This is a genomic window from Ensifer sp. Root31, assembly GCF_001424825.1.
GTDB classification, from domain to species: Bacteria; Pseudomonadota; Alphaproteobacteria; order Rhizobiales; family Rhizobiaceae; genus Ensifer; species Ensifer canadensis.
Map to the genome: position 1 here is coordinate 1 of NZ_LMCO01000038.1, position 20,030 is coordinate 20,030.

Annotated in this window: 21 protein-coding genes and 2 pseudogenes; 7 read left to right on the plus strand and 16 right to left on the minus strand. The window is 58.5% G+C overall.

All coding sequences use genetic code 11. The features are described from left to right. The first annotated feature begins 146 nt into the window (after window positions 1-146). Complete coding sequence (locus ASD00_RS27460; protein WP_057210311.1) at window positions 147-401, plus strand: hypothetical protein; 255 nt, start codon at window positions 147-149, stop codon at window positions 399-401. Next, window positions 398-817, plus strand: a complete 420-nt coding sequence (locus ASD00_RS27465) for a type II toxin-antitoxin system VapC family toxin (protein WP_057210313.1) — start codon at window positions 398-400, stop codon at window positions 815-817. Before ASD00_RS27460 ends, ASD00_RS27465 begins: the two co-directional genes overlap by 4 nt. A gap of 355 nt (window positions 818-1,172) precedes the next feature. Here the strand turns inward: ASD00_RS27465 and ASD00_RS27470 are convergent. The 3 genes and pseudogenes from ASD00_RS27470 to ASD00_RS38160 all read right to left on the minus strand — a co-directional run. Then, a pseudogene (locus ASD00_RS27470) lies at window positions 1,173-1,418 on the minus strand (Fic/DOC family N-terminal domain-containing protein); the annotation flags it as partial. Window positions 1,419-1,780: 362 nt separating this feature from the next. Continuing rightward, window positions 1,781-2,365, minus strand: coding sequence for an AAA family ATPase (locus tag ASD00_RS39310; protein WP_082523746.1), 585 nt, complete (start codon window positions 2,363-2,365; stop codon window positions 1,781-1,783). Window positions 2,366-2,440: 75 nt separating this feature from the next. After that, window positions 2,441-2,890 carry a GNAT family N-acetyltransferase gene (locus ASD00_RS38160; protein WP_063963354.1) on the minus strand — a complete coding sequence of 150 codons (450 nt, stop codon included), beginning with the start codon at window positions 2,888-2,890 and terminating at the stop codon, window positions 2,441-2,443. A 629-nt stretch (window positions 2,891-3,519) separates the two neighbouring features. Between ASD00_RS38160 and ASD00_RS42015 the strand changes: the two genes are divergently transcribed. The 3 genes and pseudogenes from ASD00_RS42015 to ASD00_RS42025 all read left to right on the plus strand — a co-directional run bounded on the left by ASD00_RS42015 (window position 3,520) and on the right by ASD00_RS42025 (window position 5,496). Beyond that, window positions 3,520-4,725 carry an MBL fold metallo-hydrolase gene (locus ASD00_RS42015; RefSeq protein WP_244496142.1) on the plus strand — a complete coding sequence of 402 codons (1,206 nt, stop codon included), beginning with the start codon at window positions 3,520-3,522 and terminating at the stop codon, window positions 4,723-4,725. Then, a pseudogene (locus ASD00_RS42020) lies at window positions 4,715-5,040 on the plus strand (alkyl sulfatase dimerization domain-containing protein); the annotation flags it as partial. The gene ASD00_RS42015 and the pseudogene ASD00_RS42020, both read left to right, overlap by 11 nt. Before the next feature lie 48 nt (window positions 5,041-5,088). Next, window positions 5,089-5,496 carry an alkyl sulfatase C-terminal domain-containing protein gene (locus ASD00_RS42025; protein ID WP_280137518.1) on the plus strand — a complete coding sequence of 136 codons (408 nt, stop codon included), beginning with the start codon at window positions 5,089-5,091 and terminating at the stop codon, window positions 5,494-5,496. A 165-nt stretch (window positions 5,497-5,661) separates the two neighbouring features. Here the strand turns inward: ASD00_RS42025 and ASD00_RS27485 are convergent, their stop codons facing one another. The 6 genes from ASD00_RS27485 to ASD00_RS27510 all read right to left on the minus strand — a co-directional run bounded on the left by ASD00_RS27485 (window position 5,662) and on the right by ASD00_RS27510 (window position 12,227). After that, window positions 5,662-7,779, minus strand: a complete 2,118-nt coding sequence (locus ASD00_RS27485; RefSeq protein ID WP_057210316.1) for a type IV secretory system conjugative DNA transfer family protein — start codon at window positions 7,777-7,779, stop codon at window positions 5,662-5,664. Beyond that, complete coding sequence (virB11, locus tag ASD00_RS27490; protein ID WP_057210318.1) at window positions 7,776-8,774, minus strand: P-type DNA transfer ATPase VirB11; 999 nt, start codon at window positions 8,772-8,774, stop codon at window positions 7,776-7,778. Before virB11 ends, ASD00_RS27485 begins: the two co-directional genes overlap by 4 nt. Then, entirely contained in the window at window positions 8,771-10,192 is a 1,422-nt protein-coding gene (virB10, locus tag ASD00_RS27495; RefSeq protein WP_057210320.1) for a type IV secretion system protein VirB10, read from the minus strand. Before virB10 ends, virB11 begins: the two co-directional genes overlap by 4 nt. Next, window positions 10,189-10,968: a TrbG/VirB9 family P-type conjugative transfer protein gene (locus ASD00_RS27500; RefSeq protein ID WP_057210321.1), complete on the minus strand. Its 780-nt coding sequence runs from the start codon at window positions 10,966-10,968 to the stop codon at window positions 10,189-10,191. The genes virB10 and ASD00_RS27500 overlap by 4 nt, the downstream gene beginning before the upstream one ends. After that, a complete protein-coding gene (locus ASD00_RS27505) occupies window positions 10,968-11,702 on the minus strand; it encodes a type IV secretion system protein (RefSeq protein ID WP_057210323.1) in 735 nt (244 codons plus the stop codon). The genes ASD00_RS27500 and ASD00_RS27505 overlap by 1 nt, the downstream gene beginning before the upstream one ends. Before the next feature lie 153 nt (window positions 11,703-11,855). Continuing rightward, window positions 11,856-12,227, minus strand: coding sequence for a hypothetical protein (locus ASD00_RS27510; protein ID WP_057210325.1), 372 nt, complete (start codon window positions 12,225-12,227; stop codon window positions 11,856-11,858). Here ASD00_RS27510 and ASD00_RS40415 point away from each other — a divergent pair. Next, a complete protein-coding gene (locus ASD00_RS40415) occupies window positions 12,202-12,504 on the plus strand; it encodes a hypothetical protein (protein ID WP_156585820.1) in 303 nt (100 codons plus the stop codon). The genes ASD00_RS27510 and ASD00_RS40415 overlap by 26 nt on opposite strands. 28 nt (window positions 12,505-12,532) lie before the next feature. On the opposite strand, the gene ASD00_RS27520 is transcribed toward ASD00_RS40415, so the two are convergent. From ASD00_RS27520 to ASD00_RS27550, 7 genes are all read right to left on the minus strand, one after another. Next, entirely contained in the window at window positions 12,533-13,552 is a 1,020-nt protein-coding gene (locus tag ASD00_RS27520; protein WP_057210329.1) for a type IV secretion system protein, read from the minus strand. Window positions 13,553-13,736: 184 nt separating this feature from the next. Next, the gene (locus tag ASD00_RS27525) at window positions 13,737-14,453 is read right to left on the minus strand and encodes a type IV secretion system protein (RefSeq protein ID WP_057210330.1); all 717 of its coding nucleotides are present in this window, start codon (window positions 14,451-14,453) and stop codon (window positions 13,737-13,739) included. Further along, a complete protein-coding gene (locus tag ASD00_RS27530; RefSeq protein WP_057210332.1) occupies window positions 14,450-15,625 on the minus strand; it encodes a transglycosylase SLT domain-containing protein in 1,176 nt (391 codons plus the stop codon). The genes ASD00_RS27525 and ASD00_RS27530 overlap by 4 nt, the downstream gene beginning before the upstream one ends. Further along, the gene (locus tag ASD00_RS27535; protein ID WP_057210334.1) at window positions 15,618-18,029 is read right to left on the minus strand and encodes a VirB4 family type IV secretion/conjugal transfer ATPase; all 2,412 of its coding nucleotides are present in this window, start codon (window positions 18,027-18,029) and stop codon (window positions 15,618-15,620) included. Before ASD00_RS27535 ends, ASD00_RS27530 begins: the two co-directional genes overlap by 8 nt. Beyond that, a complete protein-coding gene (locus tag ASD00_RS27540) occupies window positions 18,026-18,316 on the minus strand; it encodes a VirB3 family type IV secretion system protein (protein WP_057210336.1) in 291 nt (96 codons plus the stop codon). Before ASD00_RS27540 ends, ASD00_RS27535 begins: the two co-directional genes overlap by 4 nt. 1 nt (window position 18,317) lies before the next feature. Beyond that, the gene (locus ASD00_RS27545) at window positions 18,318-18,641 is read right to left on the minus strand and encodes a TrbC/VirB2 family protein (RefSeq protein WP_057216055.1); all 324 of its coding nucleotides are present in this window, start codon (window positions 18,639-18,641) and stop codon (window positions 18,318-18,320) included. A 49-nt stretch (window positions 18,642-18,690) separates the two neighbouring features. Further along, window positions 18,691-19,248: a lytic transglycosylase domain-containing protein gene (locus tag ASD00_RS27550; RefSeq protein ID WP_057210340.1), complete on the minus strand. Its 558-nt coding sequence runs from the start codon at window positions 19,246-19,248 to the stop codon at window positions 18,691-18,693. A gap of 81 nt (window positions 19,249-19,329) precedes the next feature. Between ASD00_RS27550 and ASD00_RS27555 the strand changes: the two genes are divergently transcribed. Further along, window positions 19,330-19,956: a hypothetical protein gene (locus tag ASD00_RS27555; RefSeq protein WP_057210342.1), complete on the plus strand. Its 627-nt coding sequence runs from the start codon at window positions 19,330-19,332 to the stop codon at window positions 19,954-19,956. Window positions 19,957-20,030: the final 74 nt, after the last annotated feature.

Sequence of the window (20,030 nt, forward strand, 5' to 3'; positions counted from 1 at the left end):
CGGTACTTGGGCGTGGCCTTGACCGTGACCGAGCCATAGAAGCCGGGCTGAAAGCCAACGCTCAAGAATCTCAAACTCCGAAACTCGCAGAATGACTGCAACGGAACTATATTGCAGTCAATGAARGCGATTGCGAGGGTCTGACTATGGCTATCCTGACAGTACGAAATGTACCTGATGAAGTGCACCGGGCTTTACGCGTCCGAGCGGCGATTCACGGCCGTAGCACAGAGGCGGAAGTCCGCGAGATTCTGGAACGTGCGGTAAAGCCCGAACAGCGTGTTCGCATCGGCGATGCCTTGGCCGAGTTGAGCGGGCGGCTTGGATTGACCAATGATGATTTCGAAGTGTTCGACCAGATGCGAGAGAAAGCGCCGGCGGAGCCAATGAGGTTTGAATGATCGTCCTGGACACGAATGTCGTCTCGGAGGCGATGAAGCCGGCCCCGGATTTGGCTATACGCAATTGGTTGAATGACCAGGTAGCCGAAACCTTGTATCTGTCCAGTGTAACGCTGGCGGAGCTACTGTTTGGCATCGCTGCGCYACCGGAGGGCCGGCGCAAAAAGGCGTTGGCCGACACGCTTGATGGCCTGCTCGAACTGTTCGACGATCGCGTGTTGTCATTCGACACTGCGGCCGCTCGGCACTATGCGGACCTTGCGGCAACCGCGCGAGCAGGGGGGRAGGGATTCCCGRCACCTAATGGATAYATTGCGGCTATTGCAGCCTCCAAGGGATTTACAATCGCGACACGCGATACGAGTCCCTTTGAGGCGGCAGGAGTCCCCGTCGTCAATCCTTGGAACCACCTATAGACTCGGCAAGGGGCGGGTCTCGGGTTCAACTGGGTTCAAGGCGAAGCATCGAAACTCACCTCGGAGACCGCAATGGTGGTGAGAAGTCGCCCATGGCCANGTCAATCCTTGGAACCACCTATAGACTCGGCAAGGGGCGGGTCTCGGGTTCAACTGGGTTCAAGGCGAAGCATCGAAACTCACCTCGGAGACCGCAATGAGTGGTGAGAAGTCGCCCATGGCCAGCACACGGGAGGACGAAACTGTCATTCGAGCGAGGTGTTACCGTGCTGAAAGGAAGGCCGAAAGATTTGAAGCACATCTGCCACGAGGTCGGCGTTCCCACCCGCTATTTCACCATTCGTAAGTTGGCACCAAGGACTGCCTCCTTGCGCACATACATGTAGAGGAACAGTTCCTTGTTCGGTAACAACACTGAAATACCGTCGAGCCGTCCGAGCGCACGCTCCGCTGCGCTGAGGCGAGTGAGCAGGCCCGTGATCGCGATTGGCGGAGATGGGGGAAGGGGAGGCGGCACAAACGCCTTGACGCGCTCGCCACCCACAGCGGTTTCCACGAAGCGACCTAGTCGCCCGTTGGTGTTGGGGTCGTTTCTGACCATATCCTTCCTGAGCCGATTGTTGTGCTGACGTCAAATTGCACGGCGTCTTAATAAACGAAACGGCATTTTTGTTAATTAACGCATTCGCTTAATTAACGATAGGGCAATCGAAGCTGGTTCGAATCCTCAAGGCGAGGGATTGGAGACATCGGGCCTGGGGCGGCATGTTGCCGGCTGCCGGTCGTCTCAGTCGGGTGGAGAGTTCGCGATACCCGCTCTTGATCGGAACGCCCGAGAAGCGCATCAACCGCGATACTTGGCCAGCTGACCCGAGCGTCTCCACGACCGTCTGCGAGGACACCCAACACAAAAAACGGACATTAGAGTTCTTGCCGCCTAGGTCTGGGATTGACCCGAAGCGGTCATCCGCCTTTTCGAGCGTGAGGTTGGGAAGCTAGTTGAAGGAGCCGATCCATCTCGGGATGCGAGTGGAGCACGGCTACCGGAACATTCGGCCCGTAACGATCTATTTGCTTGATGAAAATAGGTGCGTATTTTTTCTCGAAGTTCCAGATATAGGAGAGGAACTCGCGATCTGGCAGTGGCTCAGGACAACCATCAGCCATCGCTGGCCGAACGGAGCCGTAGAAACGAGAAACCCTCTTCAATAAGCCGAGGAGCGCGACCCGTCGGGGAACACGCACCCACAGAACTAGATCAGTTTGCGGCAATCTGATGTCGAAGGAAGACGCTCCACTGCCGTCCATAACCCATCGGCTCCGATGGACCATATCAGCGATGAATTCTCTCTGTTCCCGCGGATCACGCTCTACCCAGCCAGGAAGCCACCGCACATCTCGGTCGAGTGATTGAAATTCTAGGCCAAATGACTCTGCAATCTTGGCGGAGAACGTTGTCTTGCCGCCACCAGAACATCCAATGACAAGAACGCGCCCGACTGTCGCCAAAAGGTTAGCGGTTTCAGTCAACGATACATATCGAGGCATGCAAACTCGCCTTGCCGAAAGTTAGACCAACATGCGTGCGTGAGTCCGCTTATGCATTTTCTTTAACCGCTGCAATCAACAGCTGATGGAAAACAGGTTTAATCCAGACACCTCGCTTTCGATTTGCTTGAAGCCACGTGCAAGGTAGTAAGGCGAGTTGTCAGGCGTTGCACAGAGATAGCAAAATGCGTGTCCCCGCGCCGAAGCCTCTTTTCGAGCAGCGTCCATCAACTTCGCGGCGATACCGTTTCGTCGCATCTCCGGCTCAACCCAAAGAGCGGCAATCCACGGCGTGTATTGTGGCCGGTCATCAAGGTCATTTTCGATCAACAAGACTGATCCGACGTACTCGCCTTGCTCATGGGCGACAAGAGCGAGCGGAATGCCTTCGCCCTCAATCATTTGGTCAAGGTGAGCCCGATATTCGGCTAAAGACACTTCGCTCCCAGTCCACCACGCATTCCAAGCACGGTCAGCGATGATGTCCGCGCAAGTCGGAAGGGCTGTAAGATCGCAAATTTCCACTGAACATCCTCCGGAGCGGCTTTCGAAGCGACCGCAGGGTCACAAGGGGCGTGTGGTATCGTGCAACACCCAGACGAGCAAGGGACGTTCGGTTCTGGCGCAATCAAGCCGTCCAGCCCTCGCTGGTGACGTCTGCTTTCGGGCAGCGGCCAAGTTGGTCTCTACGGCGGAGTTGACGGCGCAAATCCGCCGTCCCTGCGTAACGAATTAGTTGTCCGCTTCGGACTACCAAATCGTGTCCATAGCCAAAGTGCCCAGTGATTGAAGGGGGTTCTTCACGAGCGCGTTGCACGGCTTGTTGCTGCGATGTTCGCCTTTGGCGTCTAAGATCGCATAATGTATCGTTTGGAATAAGCACCTTGGCGCCGCTTTAAACGTTTCGAGAATTTTCAAAGCCATTGAACTGCTTCGTCGACCGCCAATCGCCACGCCTGATGTATCTAACATTATCGTTACAATTAACAGTAACGCACTTTCCCCACCCCCGTGCGCCCTAGGTAAACGATCTCACAGCGGCGATAGCTGCTGTTGGGAGGAAGCTCAGCGAGGCTTTCGCAAACTGCAGTCTCTATCGATGGTGGCAGCGCCACCGCGAGCATCTCATCTGAATACAATCGGGAGAAGTGAGAATGCGAATTCAGCGATATTTATCTAGCTTGTCGATCATTGCCATCATTGCGGCCACTGCAATGCCCGTCCATGCACAAAGTCCACAGCCGCAAAAGGACGCGACGGAGGCAACGAAAGTTGCCAATGGCAAACTGCTGCAACAACTTCCTTTCAGCGACACGACTGATTTCGAGGATGCCAAACGCGGCTTAGTCGCTCCCTTGCCGAGCGAACTTCTCAAGGGAGAGAGCGGGAACGCGATCTGGAACCCTGAACAGTACGGCTTCATCAAGGAAGGGGCCGAAGCGCCGGCGACCGTCAATCCTAGCCTTTGGCGGCAGTCGCAGCTCATCAACATGAGCGGCCTGTTTGAGGTAACCGACGGAATCTATCAGGTCCGCAACCTCGATCTTTCCAATATGACGATCATTGAAGGCACCGAGGGCATCACCATTGTCGACCCGCTCGTCTCTGCGGAGACGGCAAAGGTTGCCATTGACCTCTACTTCAAGAACCGGGGCACCAAGCCTGTGAAGGCGGTCATCTACACGCACAGCCATGTCGACCACTACGGCGGTGTGCGCGGCGTGGTTTCAGAAGACGACGTCACCTCCGGCAAAGTTAAAATCTACGCTCCGGAAGGCTTCCTGGAAGCCGCTGTGGCGGAGAACGTGATGGCTGGTACGGCCATGAGCCGCCGGGCAAGCTACATGTACGGCAACCTGCTTGCGCCCGACCCGAAAGGCCAGGTCGGTGCTGGACTTGGCACCACGACATCGGCCGGAACGGTGACGCTCATTCCTCCGACCAACATCATCACCAAGACCGGTCAGAAAGAAACAATCGACGGCCTCAACTACGAATTCCTGATGGCCCCTGGCTCCGAAGCGCCTTCGGAAATGCTGTGGTACATCGAGGAGAAAAAGGCGATCTCGGCCGCCGAAGACGCGACCCACACGCTCCACAATACCTACTCGCTTCGTGGCGCCAAAATCCGCGAGCCTCTACCGTGGTCCAAGTATCTGAACGAGGCGCTCGTCATGTGGGGCGACAAGGCGGAGGTGATGTTTGCCCAACACCATTGGCCGACGTGGACCAACGAGAAGGTCGTGAACCTGCTTGAAAAGCAGCGCGATCTCTATCGCTACATCAATGACGAAACACTGCGCATGGTGAACCATGGGATGACTGCGGGAAATCGCCGAGACGTTCAAACTGCCGCCTAGCCTTGATAATTTCTGGGCAAACCGCGGCTATTACGGCTCGATCTATCACGATGTCGCTGCCACATACGTGCTTTATCTCGGCTGGTTCGACGGCAATCCGTCGACGCTGCACGAACTTCCGCCGGTCGAAGCGAGCAAGAAATACGTCGAGTTATGGGCGGTTCGGACGCCGTTCTGGATAAGGCGAAGAAGTCGTTCGAGGCGGGGGACTACCGCTGGGTTGCCCAGGTCGCAAACCATGTCGTCTTTGCCGATCCGAACAACCAGCCCGCCAAGGATCTCGTCGCCGATGCGCTGGAACAGCTCGGCTATCAGGCGGAGTCCGGACCCTGGCGCAACTTCTACCTGACGGGTGCGAAAGAGCTGCGCGAGGGTGTTAAAAAACTTCCGACGCCGAATACAGCGAGCCCGGACACCGTGCGTGCGATGTCGCTGGACCTGTTCTTCGACTATCTCGGCGTACGGCTCAATGCTGAAAAGGTCGGCGACGCTCACATCGTCCTCAATTTCGACTTTGGTGCCGACGGCAAGTATCTCGTCGAACTTGAGAACGGTGTCCTGAACAACACGAAAGACAAGCAGGCCTACGAGGCCGATGCCACCATCACCCTGACGCGAGCCGATCTAAACAGCATTGCGCTGGGGGAGACAAAACTCGACCAGGCCGTTTCCGACGGTAAGGTCAAGGTCGCCGGCGACAACGCCAAACTCGGCCAGCTCGTTTCAATGCTCGACAGTTTCGACTTCTGGTTCAACATCGTGACGCCGTGACAACCCAAATCTTCCTGCCGTCTTAAGGCGGCAGGAGGTCGCGCTTGTTAAGTGAGAGACCAGCTTGAGAGAGCGCACGCGAGTTCGGGAGGCTTGCTTCGGTTTAATCGAGCAGGCTCCCCGTTCGAAAAACGCATCGATGTTTCACGCTTGGTAAAGTCACGACTATTCGTCAGCAAAAGCCGACGCGATCTCCTTTTTAACCTTCTTAGCCGCCCGTTTTTTTACGGGCGCTCTCTCGAATATGGTCAATATCCTTTCGAGGGATTTATCTGCTTCGGCCTTTCGCACCGCGCTCTTTTTCATCGCTGATTTAAAGTCCGGTTCGCATCCCACTGAATTGACGCTGCGAGGTTCGTCGGCGTGCTTTGACGTATGAGAAGCATCTGGTAACTGGAAAATTTGCTCAGGTATGGAACTGCTCGACGGCGTCATTATCCCCGCCAAGCTTTTCTCCGCAAACTTCCCTCCAGGTGTTGTATCAGGGGGAGGTGGACTATCAGAACGATCTTCAGGATGCCCAATCGTCAAACTGGTTGCATTATTGGTGATGTGCCGGCTTTTCGGCGCGGGTATCTGCAACCACGCGCGTTTCAACAGTTCGTTGTCGGCATAGTAGAAATTCCGAACACCAAAAATTGGTTGCTGGTTTCGAAGCTTGATGATGCACCGCGTCTCGTCCATTGAGCCGAGTTCGTCCGGGCGCATCAGGGGCCGCATCGTGGTCTTATGAGACATCGTGGCGCCCTTGCGATCAAACAGGGTCAAGCCCGTGGAAACGGCCTTGTCGACCGTCACTTCCTTCCGCTCGCCCAGCAGCTGCGAAATATACCGCTGATCCTCGGGATCCTGCGCTCCAAGGAAGATTTGAGTGCGGGCGGAGTTGACGAGCGTCTGACGGCCTTCGCGCGTGTAGACGTTGTCGATCGACCGGAGCGATTGGACAAAGAACCAGCAGGGAATGCCGTAGCCGCCGAGGACGGTCGCGACGGTGAGCGCGTTCTCCAGCTTGCCGAGGTTCTGGAATTCATCAAGCAGAACGAGCACGCGTCGTTCGTTACGCGCCATCATGTTTCGCGACATGTAATCCATGAACTGGACCATCAATACATTGAAGATCGGGCCGATCAAGCCGATCTGCTGGATGCGGAAATCCAGATAAAGGCTCATATTCTGTCGGCGCATGGTGCGGATGTCGAACGTCGATCGCGCCGTCGCCCGCAGGATCCGATTGTTCTTGAACGGCCGCACCGCTGCGGCGAGCGAGCCATAGACACCATCGAATTGCTTGCTGGCCATGACGGCGAAGCGGGCGAGGGTGGTGTATGTAAAGGGACTAATCCATTCGGCGCGAAGCTTAGAATTGGCGACTTCCTCCAACCACTCATGAAGCGGCTTGTTGCCGCCTTCGATCACATTGAGGACCGTTCCAAGGTTCTTATCCTTGTCGCAGACATCCGGATTTTCCAGTACCCATGACGTAACGCCGGCGAAGAGTGCGCGGGCGTCGGAGATCCAGTAAGCGTCGCCCTTCGGCGTCGGCAAAAGAGCCGTCGCGATGGAATTGATGTCAATATCGCGCTGGTCGGGATCGATCGCGACGAAGTCGAGCGGATTGTAGCACTCCGTATCGCCATTTTCGTCTGCCGGTGAGAAACGTAACACGCGCGAGAATTTCGAACGATATCCGGCCGTGGCCTCATAGGTCTCGCCGCGGATATCGAGCACGACGATGCTGTCCGGCCATAGCAGGCAGTTCGGCACGATCAGCGATGCGCCTTTGCCCGACCGTGGCGGTCCGATCACGAAGCCACCGACGTCGTCCCCGTCGATCCAGAGCTTCTTTCCGCCGAACAGCATGGGCTTCATGAACCGACGCCGGCCGGACCCGCGCTGCGTGAATCCGCCCGGAACCTTCATCAAGCTGCCGCCGATCCGACCGACGAACACGCCACCGTTGCGCGTGAGGCCAAGGGCGCGGGCCTCCTGCGTACTGAGAAAGCAAGCGTCGGTCGATTTCTTCTTGCCAGTTATGGCGGCAACAAACACAGCGCCACCGGCAAACAGGCCAGTCGTGGCCGCTATCGCCGGCCGATGCCAGTCACTGGCGGCGAGATCGAGCCGCGCCGCGCTATAGGATGCAAGGATATCGTCCTGCAGCGCCTGAAACATCCATGTCGAGTTGTCGAACGCATAGTAGAGGCCGGCATAGGCGAGCGAGGCGACGAACGAGGCTACGGCGGCGGCAATCGCCAGCCCGAACAGCAGGATTGCCGGGTTCATAGCATGTCCCCCTTGGTAAAGACGATTTCAGAGACGACGCGGCGACCATCCGGAATGCGCGAGAGCTGGACAACGACAGGGATGACTTCCTTGAGGTAGTCGATAATCTCCTGCTTCCCGAGCGCAACGCCGCTCTGCATGACCATGAGGGCCAAGCGGTCATAGGCCGAGCGCGCTGAGTTGGCGTGGACCGTTGTGAGCGATCCCGGATGGCCAGTATTGATAGCCTGAAGGAAGGAAAACGCCTCGGCGCCACGAAGCTCGCCCAACATCAGCCGATCTGGACGCATGCGCAGCGATGCTTCAAGTAGCTCCTGCTGCGTCACTTTGGCGCGGCCCTGGCCTCCCTTCGAGGCGAGCAATGCGACTGTGTTCGAGGTGATCGGCTTTAACTCGCGCGTGTCCTCAATGGTGACGATGCGCTCCTCTTCGGGAACCTCCTTGAGGAGTGCATTTAGGAAGGTCGTTTTGCCTGTCGACGTACCGCCGGATATGGCGATCGAAACTCGCGAGCGCACAGCAGTTTGAAGAAACTGCATGGCGTTGACCTCGCCCTTCATCATGGCTGCAAGCTCCTCCTCGGCCGCCGAAAGCCTGAGTTGCCGCCCGACCCTGGTGTGCTCGAACGCGCCACGGTTCTTGTAGACCTCCAGCCCTATGTCGTGGATGACCTGCTTGCGGATGGATATCGCGCCGCCGTCGGGGGCGGCCGGCGGCAGAACACATTGGAAGCGTTCCCCGGTCGGGAGCGATGCCGACAGAATGGGATGCTCGTCGTTGACGATCTGGTTGGTGGAACCGGCAACGCGCTCGCTCAATGTCCGTATCCAGTCGGCGGTAAACTGCGCATCGAGCTGGCGTTCCATGCCGCTGACGCCGAGCCGCTCGATGAAGAGTTCGCCTGGCCGGTTGATCGAGATTTCGGAGACTCGATCATCCGAGAGATGTGGCTTTAACCGCTCCAGCGCCTTTTCGAGAAAGGGGAACTGCTTCATTTGTGGATCGGCGCGATCGGATAATAGGGCGTGGAATCGACGTTGCGCCGGATTTGCCCGCCACGCTTCAGCCGCATCATCTCCTGCCGGACCGGATCGGCATAGAAGTCGGAGAAATCGAGATCGCGCCGCAGATAAACGATAATCGACTCGCCCTGGGCGACATAGATCGTCGGCGGGATCTTCGCGCTTTCCTTAAAAGCTTCGTTGGCAATGTCCTGAAGGATCGCCGATGACTTCTCCGCGGCGATCGATCGCGCCTCCGCGGCCGTTCGGCTCGGTTCGGTTGTGATCGTCGTGACCGCGCCGGTGATGGGATCGACCGTCGAGATTGATCGGGCGCTTTCTGTCGCAGTTTCCCCGAGTGCCGAGACATATTCCGCAGCACCGCCGATCACCGAAAGCATGATCGCAGAACCGAAGCGTTCCCAGAAATGCGTGTCGATCTCGCCGGTGAGCCCGGCGCGGCCGAGACGGTCGGCGCCTGGCGAGCCGATCTCGACGGAAAGACCATCCGACCGGATCACGCGGGACCAGACGATGAAGATGCGCTTCTGGCCGCGCGCCAGGCCCGACTTGTATTCGCCGATGAGGCGCGAGCCCTTGGGAATAAGTATGCGACCGCCGTCGAGAGACCGGACATCCTCACGCACGACGGCGCGCACCATGCCGGGAAGGTCGGTATTGATGGCCGTCTCCAGAAAGCCGCGGATCATCGTGCCCTGGGCCACAAGCGCGTCGGTCCGATCGAAGCGCGTCGCCTTCACGATGCTGGCGGCCTGCTTTTCCGACTGAGCGAGGAACGCCTTGTTCGCGTCGCTTTCCGCGCCAGGAACTGAGACGAGCTGACCATCGTCGGCAATCGTCACCGACTGGTCGCCGTCTGAAAGGCTTTCGCGGCCGGAGCCGTCGACGATAATCTGGTCTGAGCGGAGCCGCTCCCACCGTGCCTTTTCCTCCTCCTCCCGGCGCTTGGCCTCCAGCTCGGCCAGCCGAGCTTCCTCTTCGGCGCGCCGGCGCGCTTCCTCCATCCGAAGTCGTTCTTCCTCGGCGCGGCGACGCGCTTCTTCGAGCTGACGCAGTTTTTCCAGATCGACGCCCGGGTTCACGGTGAGATTGGCCGCCGCGGACTCCACTGGCTTCTTTTCGGCAGTCGGAATCTGCACAAGGTTCGGATCGGCCGCCTGTTCTCCCGGCTCCTCCGGGAAGTTGCGGATGCTGGAGTTCGAGGTCTCGAATGTCTCGCCGGAGCCCTCGGCAAGGCTGGCGCCTTGCGGCCCCATCGGCCAGTTGACGTAGGCAAGGACGCCGGCGCCGACGACAAGCAGAAGCGGAAGCGCGAACTTGCCGACGCGGCCGTTACGTTCGCTCGCCACACTGCTTTGACCGTCGAGGTGATCAAAATCGATCTTGCTCATCGCTGGCGCTCCTCTTTGCGGTCGAGGCGCTTCGGTCCACGGGCGTCTTCGATGAGATCGAAGGATTGGCGATTGGCTTGCCGATTGTAGAGGCAAAGCCATTTGTCGCCAGCGCGCAGTGTGAACTGCCCCGCGATCTTGTCGACGACGACATATTTTCCCTGCGTGCGCAGGTTGACGAGGGATTCCTGGCGCTTGCCTTCGACGACGAAGATGGCGGGGATTTCGTCGGGAAATTCCAGATACATATGCGTGCCGTCGTCGAAGGCGACCCGCGGCTTCAGGCTGGTATCGCCGCGGAAGACGTAATCGTAGTTCAGCCGGCTCGGGTCGAGATCCTTCAGCAGCGGATCCTTGGCACTCTCCTGCGCGGCGGCCAACAGCTGGGCGTTGACATCCTCGTCGGGATATTTGAACCGAACCTGGAATGCAGCCCGAAGGTCGGCCGCGGCCGAGCCCTTCAGCAGAAGGGCATAGACGCGCTGGTTGGTGACGATGTTGACGTTCGTCTCGGCGTTCTCGCGTAGCGGCTTGACGAAGAGGATCCCCGAGCCCTTCTTCGGGACAATCGACCAGCTCGCCGTGTCGCCGGCCGAGATCGTCTCGATTACCTCGGAGCTTCCAAGCTGGATCATGGTCGAGACGCCGAGACCCGCAGGCACGGTCACGACCGCATTGTTGTTGAAGGTGATGTAGCGGATGCGGGGATCGGCCGAGACTGGGGTTGCTACGGCAAGTAGCGATAGCGCCGCGAATGAAAGAAGAGATTTCCGCATCAGCGCGCCGCCTTGTCCGCCGGCAGAACTTCCGGCAGCGATTCCTGATCGCGCCGATACTCGGTGGCCTGGAAGCCAAGCGGGTTGTCGAAGCGATATTCGTTCTTTAGCGGCGCCGTCGTATAGCGGAAGCGGACCACCGAAACCCAGTGTTCGCGCCGAAGGGTGTTGTCGCGTCGCATTTCGGTTGAGAAGCGGACCGTCGCCGTGGAAGAGTTGAGGAACGAGACCGACTTTATGTTAACGGCGATGCGCGTATTGCGGCCGAGCATCTTGTCCTTCGACTGCAGGTTCGCGGGCTCGAAGTCGTGACGGAGATCCGAGGCGGCCTGGCCGGTCGAGTAAAGCTGGGCCAGATCGTAATTGTCCTTGAGTGCCCGAGGATCATACGTCTCGCGCGCCCGGATATACCGCACGATGTTCGCCGTCTTGATGGCATCGTTCTCGGAAAGCTTGCTCTCGTTCAAGGAGCGGGCGACTTCCACGAAGCCGGTGGTTTTGTCTGCGATCACCACCACGGCCTCGAACTGCTTCAACGGCACCAGCAGATTGAGGGCCGAGAGGCTGAGCAGTGTGGCTAAGCCAGCCACGGTCGCGACTGTCCATGCGATTTTCCGCGAGCGGCGCTCCTTGCGATAGAGTTCCGCCTCCCACGATGCACCGGCTACCCAGTAGGCGGTGAGATCGATTGGCGGGGTTTCGGGCGTATTCGCGGTTGGCTCAGCGTTGCTCATTGGAGTATCCGATGGTCCGCCGTCAGCGACGGATTAATTATAGTTTATGAATCAGGCCGAGCGATCACCTCTGCCGAATACATTGGTGCGGGAAGGGATCTGGATAGCCTGGAATTCGGGGTCGCTCAGCTCCGCGGCGCAGCGGTTAGGAAACTAGCTGCACCACCGCATCAGCGTTCTCTTGGAAGCCGTGTTCGTGAAATAGAAGGAGCGGTCATCCTTCACGTCGATCTTGACCGTGTCACGATCGCCGTCCGATTCATCGGAGCCGGCCTCGATCCACAAGACATCGAGAACAAAGGAGTTACCTTCCTGTTTGACGGCCAGAACTTTCCCGGCGGTCTTGTTCGCGCCGAGGCCCTTGTCCTCGACATAGATGAACGCCGCAGCTGCGGCTTCGCAGCCGCCTTCGGCGGGGGCATAAGCGCCAGTCAGCAAGGGCAAGATCGAGCTTGGCGATTGCGCCCATGCCACGCCGGGAAGCAGCAGGCCGACTATTATGATCGTCGAGACTATTTTCATCATCAAAAAGCCTCCTCGTTCAAAAGCCGAACAAGCTGCCGAGGCTGTGAGCGTATCCGGCAAGCGTGTTGTAAAGATCGATGCAATCCTCGGCAAATGGTTTGAAGAAGATGATGGCGGCGATGAAGAGCAGGTAGCCGAAGCCGCCACCTTTCTCGGATTCGGCGCGATCGCGTTCAGCCATCTCTTCGTTGAGGCGGTTTTGCGCGTCCATGGCAGCGAAGCGCCGACGGTCATCGTCCCAGGGGTGCACGGCCTTTCTCCTTCAGATAAACTATAATTACCAAGATTGGACATGGGAGACCACCTTAAAGTTGCCCATTCTTTTCTGTTTCTCGCTGAATTGCGCGAGCGCGAGCAGCCTGTACATCTGCCGACGTTCGGCGAGTACGAAGGCGAGTCCGCAAGATACGGGCGCGTCCGCTAACTTGCCGATCAGCGTAGGCGATTGAGCGTCTTCCGCCGATAATTGCCGAATCCCCTTGCCCTAACACACCGCCGCCGACGATGGATGCGGCGAAGGTCGGGATGAACCTGAACACCACGATCCCCAGGAGGCAGACGATCACGAATGGAGCCACATAGGAGAGCTTGCTTTCCGTCGCGGTACTGTTGGCCGTGTTGATGGCAAGTTCGATGAGCTGGTAGAGGAAGGCAAGAAACGCCATCATCAAAGTCTGCGTCACCATCAGATTGACCATCAGCAACAGCCAGCCTTCGGTGAAGCGGAAGGTCCAGCGATAGAGTGCCAGGATGATAAATACCGGTGCCAGCGCCAGGGTGATGAACAGCATCAGCTTGGCGGCCAGAATCGCGGCCGCAGCGACCGCGATGAAGATCATTGCGACGACGAACACGACCGCACCGATCAGCGCCCCGACATATTCGAAGGTGCCGGTGGCAACCTGCTCATAAACCTTACCTGCGGTCTCGAAGACGGCGTCGAGGATCTTCACCACGCCCGTTGTATCGTCGGTTCCGCCATTGAGCACGCCGCCGGACCCAGCGATCGACTCGATAATCGTGTCGGAGATCAGGTTCGGCACGGACTGCACGAGCTTGTAGAGCGTGGCGGAGAAGGCGCCCCAGTTGGTCGCCATATAATAGATGAAGAAGGCTCGGCCGAGCCGCCAGGCCGCCTCCGGCACAGAGAAGCTGTCGCGACCGGCAAGGATCATATAGCCCCACCAGATGACATAGAGGGTGAGCATTGACCCGAACAGGACATTCACCTGAAGCGCAAGGCCCTCGTAGGTGTTCCGAATGAACGTCTCGCCTATCGCGTCCAGCTTTGCGAAAATGTCCGATATGATCGTGGTTGCCGCCATCCGTTCATTCCCTCAGGACAGGCGCGAAGACGTCGTTGACCGGCGATGCCAGACCACACAACTCCTCCGCCTCCACAAAACTCGATATCGGCGGACAGGGGGCATTCTTTTCACCCTTCGTCTGGCATCCGGCCACCAGCGCGAGACCAGAAAGCATTATCGCGACGAGCAATGGCATGCGGCCTCACTTGAAGGGGTTGACGTCTTTGTATTGCAGCATCTTGGCTGTCTCCGACTGCTGAGTGAGCCGCATCTGCATTTCTGTATTGAGCGCCGAAACCGCGCCATTCGAGACACTGATCAGCTCGTTGATCGTGCGCGCCGTCTCCAGCTGCATGCGGGTATTGGCGTCGACCGAACCCTTGACGTCTTCGGCCGAGCCGATCTGGCCGGTGGCCGACTGAAGCGATTGCTCACGCTGCGAAACCCCTTGTGACGCCTGCTGGGACAGCGCCGAGAGCAGGGCGACCGTGTTGACGGTACCGGAAAAGGCATTGTTCATCGCCCCGGCATCCTCGCCATCGATGATCGCCTTGACTTGCTTGACGAGCTGCAGCCCGTTGATCAGCGTCGCGGCAACGTTCTGTGCGTCGGAGCCAAGACCGCCGAATGACAGTGTGCCGCCGTTCATGATCGAGGAGAACGATGGCGCCGCCGAGACGGACATGTTGCCGCCGAGGCCGGTCGAGGAAATCCCCATCGACCCGTCGCGACTGCCGGACAGCGCGCCGAGGATCTCCTTGGTCTTTTCGAGGATGTTGGTGTTGGTTTTCATGATCTTGCCGGTGTTTTCGGCGTTCTTCCTAGCGATCGCCAGGTTCTTTTTATCGATCACTGGAACGTCGGCGAGGGCCGGTGTCGAGAAGGCGAGGGCGGTAGCCACGGCGAACGTCGTTTTCATTGCAGACCTCCTTGATCGGCCGCGTTGGCGGCATTCTGGATGAAAAGAAGATTGTTGCCGATCGCGCCGTCGGTGCCTTGAGGGGACATGATCGTGGTTTCCGCATCTGCATCCACGACTACGGCGCAGCGTGGCCAGTCGTCGCGCGACAACTTCATCTGTTCTAGGATGACCGGATCGCAGCTGTACGGATTGACCTTTGGATCGGACTTCAGGGTTTTGGCTGTCTCCGAGATCTTCGACAGCTTCATCTGCGTTCTGGCCTGAAGCAGCTCGTTGAAGAGCGTGCGTGCCGTGATGAGATTATTCATCAGCTCGGCATTGACCGCCCGCGCCTGAGTGTTGTCGTCCCACGCATCCTGATAGATTTCCGAGGCCCCAGCGGACGCTGAAAGACTATCAATGCGCCGGCCCGCCTCCTGGACGCGTGCCGTGCTTGCATCGATGCCGGGAACGACGCGACCGACCGCGCCTACTGCCGCGCTATTCGAGCTACGCGTAGCGCCAGAGCCATAGTCGACATAGGATTTGAACGACGGCGAAGAAATGTCCTCGATATTCGAGCCGCCGGCATAGGCGTTGAACCAGGAATGGTTCCGACCGACCTTGCCGGCCCAGTTGCTTTGCTCCGAAGCAGTCGAGCCGTTGTACCAGGAGGCCAGGCACGCATAGTCGGTGCTGCCGCATTTGTTTACGCCCATGCCGAGATATTTGACGCCGCCCTCAATGTTCTCCTCATTGATCTCCCGGTCGAAACCCATACCCTTGCCGGTCTTCTTCGTCAGCTGCATGACGCCCTTCACGCCGGTCGGAGAGCCTGAGCACGTCGAAATTCCGGACTCGGCGTGGGCCACAGACAAGGCAAGGCCGACCGGGACATTGTGCTTGTTTGCATAGTGCTTGATCAGCTCGACGTTTTTGGCATCCTCGTGCACGGCTTGCGCCGGTGAGCGGTAGAGACGGCGGTACTTCTCCTTCTTTGAGATGTTGCAATTCGTCACCGTCTGCCCCTCGAGTTGATGGCTTCGTGTCTCCGTGTCCTTCTTCGAATGCCCTTCATCCTCGGAGCGCTTTTCCTTCATGTCGTTGTCGTTAACAGGAACGTCCGCGATGGCGGGTGCTGGTGCTGTGACCAGTGCAGCGGAGAGCAGGAGAAGGATCGTTCTACGCACTGGTCGCCTCCGGGAGGGTCCAGCCACAAAAATGTGGGAGCCAGGCGGCAGGCTCCTCGCCATAGCTTAGGCGTAGCGTCTGGCATTCGCGTACCGTTTCCGGCCGACCGGACAACACCTTCACCAGATCGGGCATCGCCGACAGGTCGAGCCGAGCGATAATTGAGTCCTGTGCATGTTTGATCAGGAACGTGCGGCTCGCTTTATCCGCCTGCTTGACGAAGCGGAACTCCTTATCCGAGAGCCCGAAAGCTTTGCGGTAACTCTCCTCGTCGGCGGAGGCGTTGGGGAAGAAGATGTTGGTCATCGTCTGTTCGATGATCGTGTTGCGCAGTTCTGAGCGCACCACGTCGGCTGCCGATTGCGTGCCGAAGCCGACGATCCCGTTCATCTTGCGGATCGTCTTCAGCCAATCCTTGATGAAGCCGGAGAAGACCTCATCATCGAGCAGCCGCCAGCCTTCATCGAGAAAGATCATCGACGGTCGGCCGTCGAGGATCTCCTGGATGCGGTGGAACATGTAGAGCAGAGCTGCCGATCGCGTCCGCTTGTCGGAGAGGATCTCCGTCATGTCGAAGCCGATCAGCGAGCCAGAGAAGTCCAGTTTGTCGGCGGGATTGTTGAACAGCCAGCCCTTGTCCCCGGTGGTCCATTCCTTCAGCCGGTCGGCGAGGTCGCCAATCCCAGAGCACATGCGCCCTCGCATGGCCTCGGCGAGCATATCGAGCCGGCGCTGTTGCCGGTCAAAATCCGTATAGATGCTATCAACCGCATCGGAGATGACGGCCATCTCTTCGGCATTGAGCACGCGGTCCGAAGGCGTGACCAAATAGGAGACGAGCGTCTTGCCAAAGCTTCGGTTGGCCGGCGTGTCTTCAAGCTGGAGCGGTGCAAAGCCAGTCGGCTCACCCGGCGAAAGCCGTTCGTAGCGCCCGCCCATGGCGCGGACGAAAATCTCGCCGCCGCGGTCCTTGTCGATGAATACGCAGCGCGGCCGTGGCTCGACACGCATGCCCTGCGCCAAGAGGAAGGAAAGCGCCACGGTCTTGCCCGATCCGGTCGGGCCGATGATGGTGAAGTTGCCGACATCAGCCTCGTGGAAATTGAAGAAGTAGGCGGTTTGGCTGGTGGTCTCCAACAACGAGATGGGAACGCCCCAATGGACCTTATGCGTCTGGCCGGACGGGAAGTTATGCGCGGAGAACAGCCCGGCAAAGTTCACCGACGAGATCAGCCCTTGACGAGCAATATAGGAGAAGTTGGTTGGCAGTTGCGCCCACCAGGCGGCTTCCTGATTGAGGTCCTCGCGAACGGCGACAACGCCCATGCGCGCAAGTTCGGCGGAAACGTCGGCGACGGCACGGTTTAGCCGCGAGAGATCGCGCTCGAACACCGCAACCGTCATGTGGTGTTTCCCGAACACGACTTCGCCCGAGGCGAGCCGGTCGCGCGCCGTCTCGATGTCGTCTTCGACTACCGTGCCGCCATCGTCGGAGTTTGCGATCTGCCGGCTGATCGTCACGATCGCCTCTGTGACGGTTGTCCGATCTTCCGGCGCGAAAGAATGGGTAACGATGAATTCGTAAGGCAGGCGCAGCAGTCCGTCGAGCTGGCCGGGCGTCGTCATCGGCGGATATTCCTTGATCGACACCATCGCCGCGACCTTGGAGGTCGAGCCATCCGCCGACCAGATTTCTGTTGCCTTGCGGCCGAACATGATCCGCCCGGTCCCGATATAGTCGGCAAGCGACATGCGAGGCAGCGGCATTGTCCGCTCGTCGCCGGCGGCGAGGATCTTGGCTAAGAACTCGGCAGGCTCGGAATAAATACCGCCGTCACGGGTAACACAGGAAAGAATTTCCGGGCGATAGGAGCGAAAGTCGCCGACGATACCAGAGACCATGTCGTTGAGGTCGCGCAACGCCTCGCTGCTGGCTTCGACCTCATTGTCAGCCATGCGGAAGACGTCGAACATGCGGTCGACCTTGCCGGCGCGCCCGGTCATAGGCCGTCGGATGACCGTGAGGTAAAGCTCATTGACGAACATGGTCCGGTGCTTCAGCCCGTCCATGTAGCGGGCGTTCAGCTCGTCGGCGAAGGGATTATCGAAATCGCCGTCGATTGCTGGCACGATCTGGCGACGGATGATAGTGGCGTAAAGGGCAAAACGCGACGATCCGAGCGACCGAACTGTCATGTTGCGGTTGGCCAGGCGCGCATTGATCTCCGCCTGATCCATCGTTTGGTATGGGAGGCCGGATAACCGGATTACCTGCAGCAACAGGCCGGATTTGGTGACGATCGTCGCTTCATCGACATGGCGGAGATACGGGACATGCGTGCCGATCCCCATGTCGCGGGTGCGTTCGCGCCCGAACTTCAAGTCGCGATTGACGATGTTCATGGGGCGTAGCTCCCCGCTTTCCAGAAGCGCCTGTTGCGGATCGCTCTGCGCATCGACAGGAACACCTGCACGACCCGGACGATGTGGATATCCCGCTGGCATAGGTAGAGCGCGACGAAGTGGATCGGCAGGACGACCAGCGGCGCCAGGAAATTCGATGATGCGATGAAGATGACGATCCCAAAGATGCCGTTCACCACGAACACGATGATATCCACCCCGAAATACATTGGAGGCCTCGTCAGCGGCAGGATGAGCGGTTCGACATCGGGAGCATCGTCTTGCATATCAGAGGCCCGCCGAGGACTTCATAGCGTCGACCAGTTCGGCCGCACCGAAAATGATCGCAATGCCGATGATGATCGAAATTGCAACCTGCCAGGCCATGCGTCCAGAGAGGAACAGAAAGCCGAGGAAGCACACTGCGATGATCATGAAAGATCGCGCGACGTTGCCCTGCAGGACACCGACGAACCAGTCAAGAATGCCTTCGATCGGGGCCGCAGATTGCGCATAGGCGAATTCCGGCACCAACGCGGCGGGCGTTGCCAGCAGCGCTAGTGACAGAATAACTTTGCTTCTCGATCGCTGCATCATGGGAAGAATGTTCATTCGAATGTCCTTCGTATTTTTGGGAGGATGGAAGTCGGGGTGAGCGTCATTACTCCGCGGTCCACACGTGTTCCTCGCGCCATGGGGAGGGCGCTAATGCGACCGTCTCTTGTCGATGCGCGCTACCGCTGCGCTTTTCCAGGGCCGCTGTTGCCTTTGCATTCAGCTTCCACCGGTTCATCACCTTGACAATGTACTGGGCGGTTTCATTGAATTCGGGGATGCCACCCTTCTGGTAAACCCGCTCTGGACCGGCATTGTAGGCGGCGAGCATCAGCAGCGGATCTTCGAACTCCCCGTAGAGTTTCTTGAGATAACGCACGCCGCCGCGGATATTGGATCGAGGATCGCAGCGATCGGTTACGCCGTAGTCGGACGCGGTTTCCGGCATCAGTTGCATGACACCGATAGCGCCCGCGTCGGAGACCTGATGTTTGCCGCCGGCGCTCTCGACGTCGACCACGGCGAGGGCCAGATCCGGATCTAGCTCCTCCTCGGCGGCAATCGTCCTCACCATCTCCAGAACGTCGGTAGTGTCGACCGCTTCACAAGCATTCGCCGTTACGGTCGACGCGGAGATGAGGAGAAGAAGCAGGGTAATTTTCAAATTCTTGGCCCCAGGTTGATACGCTGGCGAATAAACTATAATTAATTCGCATTAGATTCCTCTGTCAACCCGGAAATGGCCATGCATACGCGCATACAGCAACTCAAGGTTATCAGCCTTGCCGTCACGCTTCTTTCCGTAAACGCGACGCTCTTGAGGGCGGACGGTGAGGATCCCTATGCGGAGCCGTCCCCGAATTACCTTCGGCAGTTCGTACAGGAAGGGATGAAGATGTTCGTGCTGGAGCTCTTCGACGCCGAGGGAAAGCTTGTGGCACGTTCCTTAGAAAAGGTGGAAGCCGAGGTCGGGATCGAAGGCCCTGTCAAGCGAACGATAGGGGGCCGCGAGATCAGCCTACGGGGCCTGAACGCCTGCCCGTCAGAAAAGGTTCTCTATAATCGTGTGCAGACATGGAGCTGTGTCGATGCCGCGCGCGATTACGCCAAGGCTGTCTACAACGGGCGCGCCAGCGTCATCCTATGTAAGACCCTGCTGCTATCACCGCCGGAGGGAGAAACAATACCAGCATCATGTTTCCTGCTCGTTGGCGGCAAGGGCGAGCCTTTCCGGACAGTGAACGACGATGACAGCATGGTCTTCCTTGGCCTGGCTGCAATCGGACGAACGCAAGATGGTCGTTCCCGGCGTCCTGACCTTGAAGAATCGCAATCTCTTTCCCAGTCCATGGGGTTTCGCAATGCGGACTAATCTTTTGCTTCTTATCGCTATCAGTGAACAGTGGCTTCTGCTCAGGAGAAAACCACCGCGTTTGCTTCGGGCGC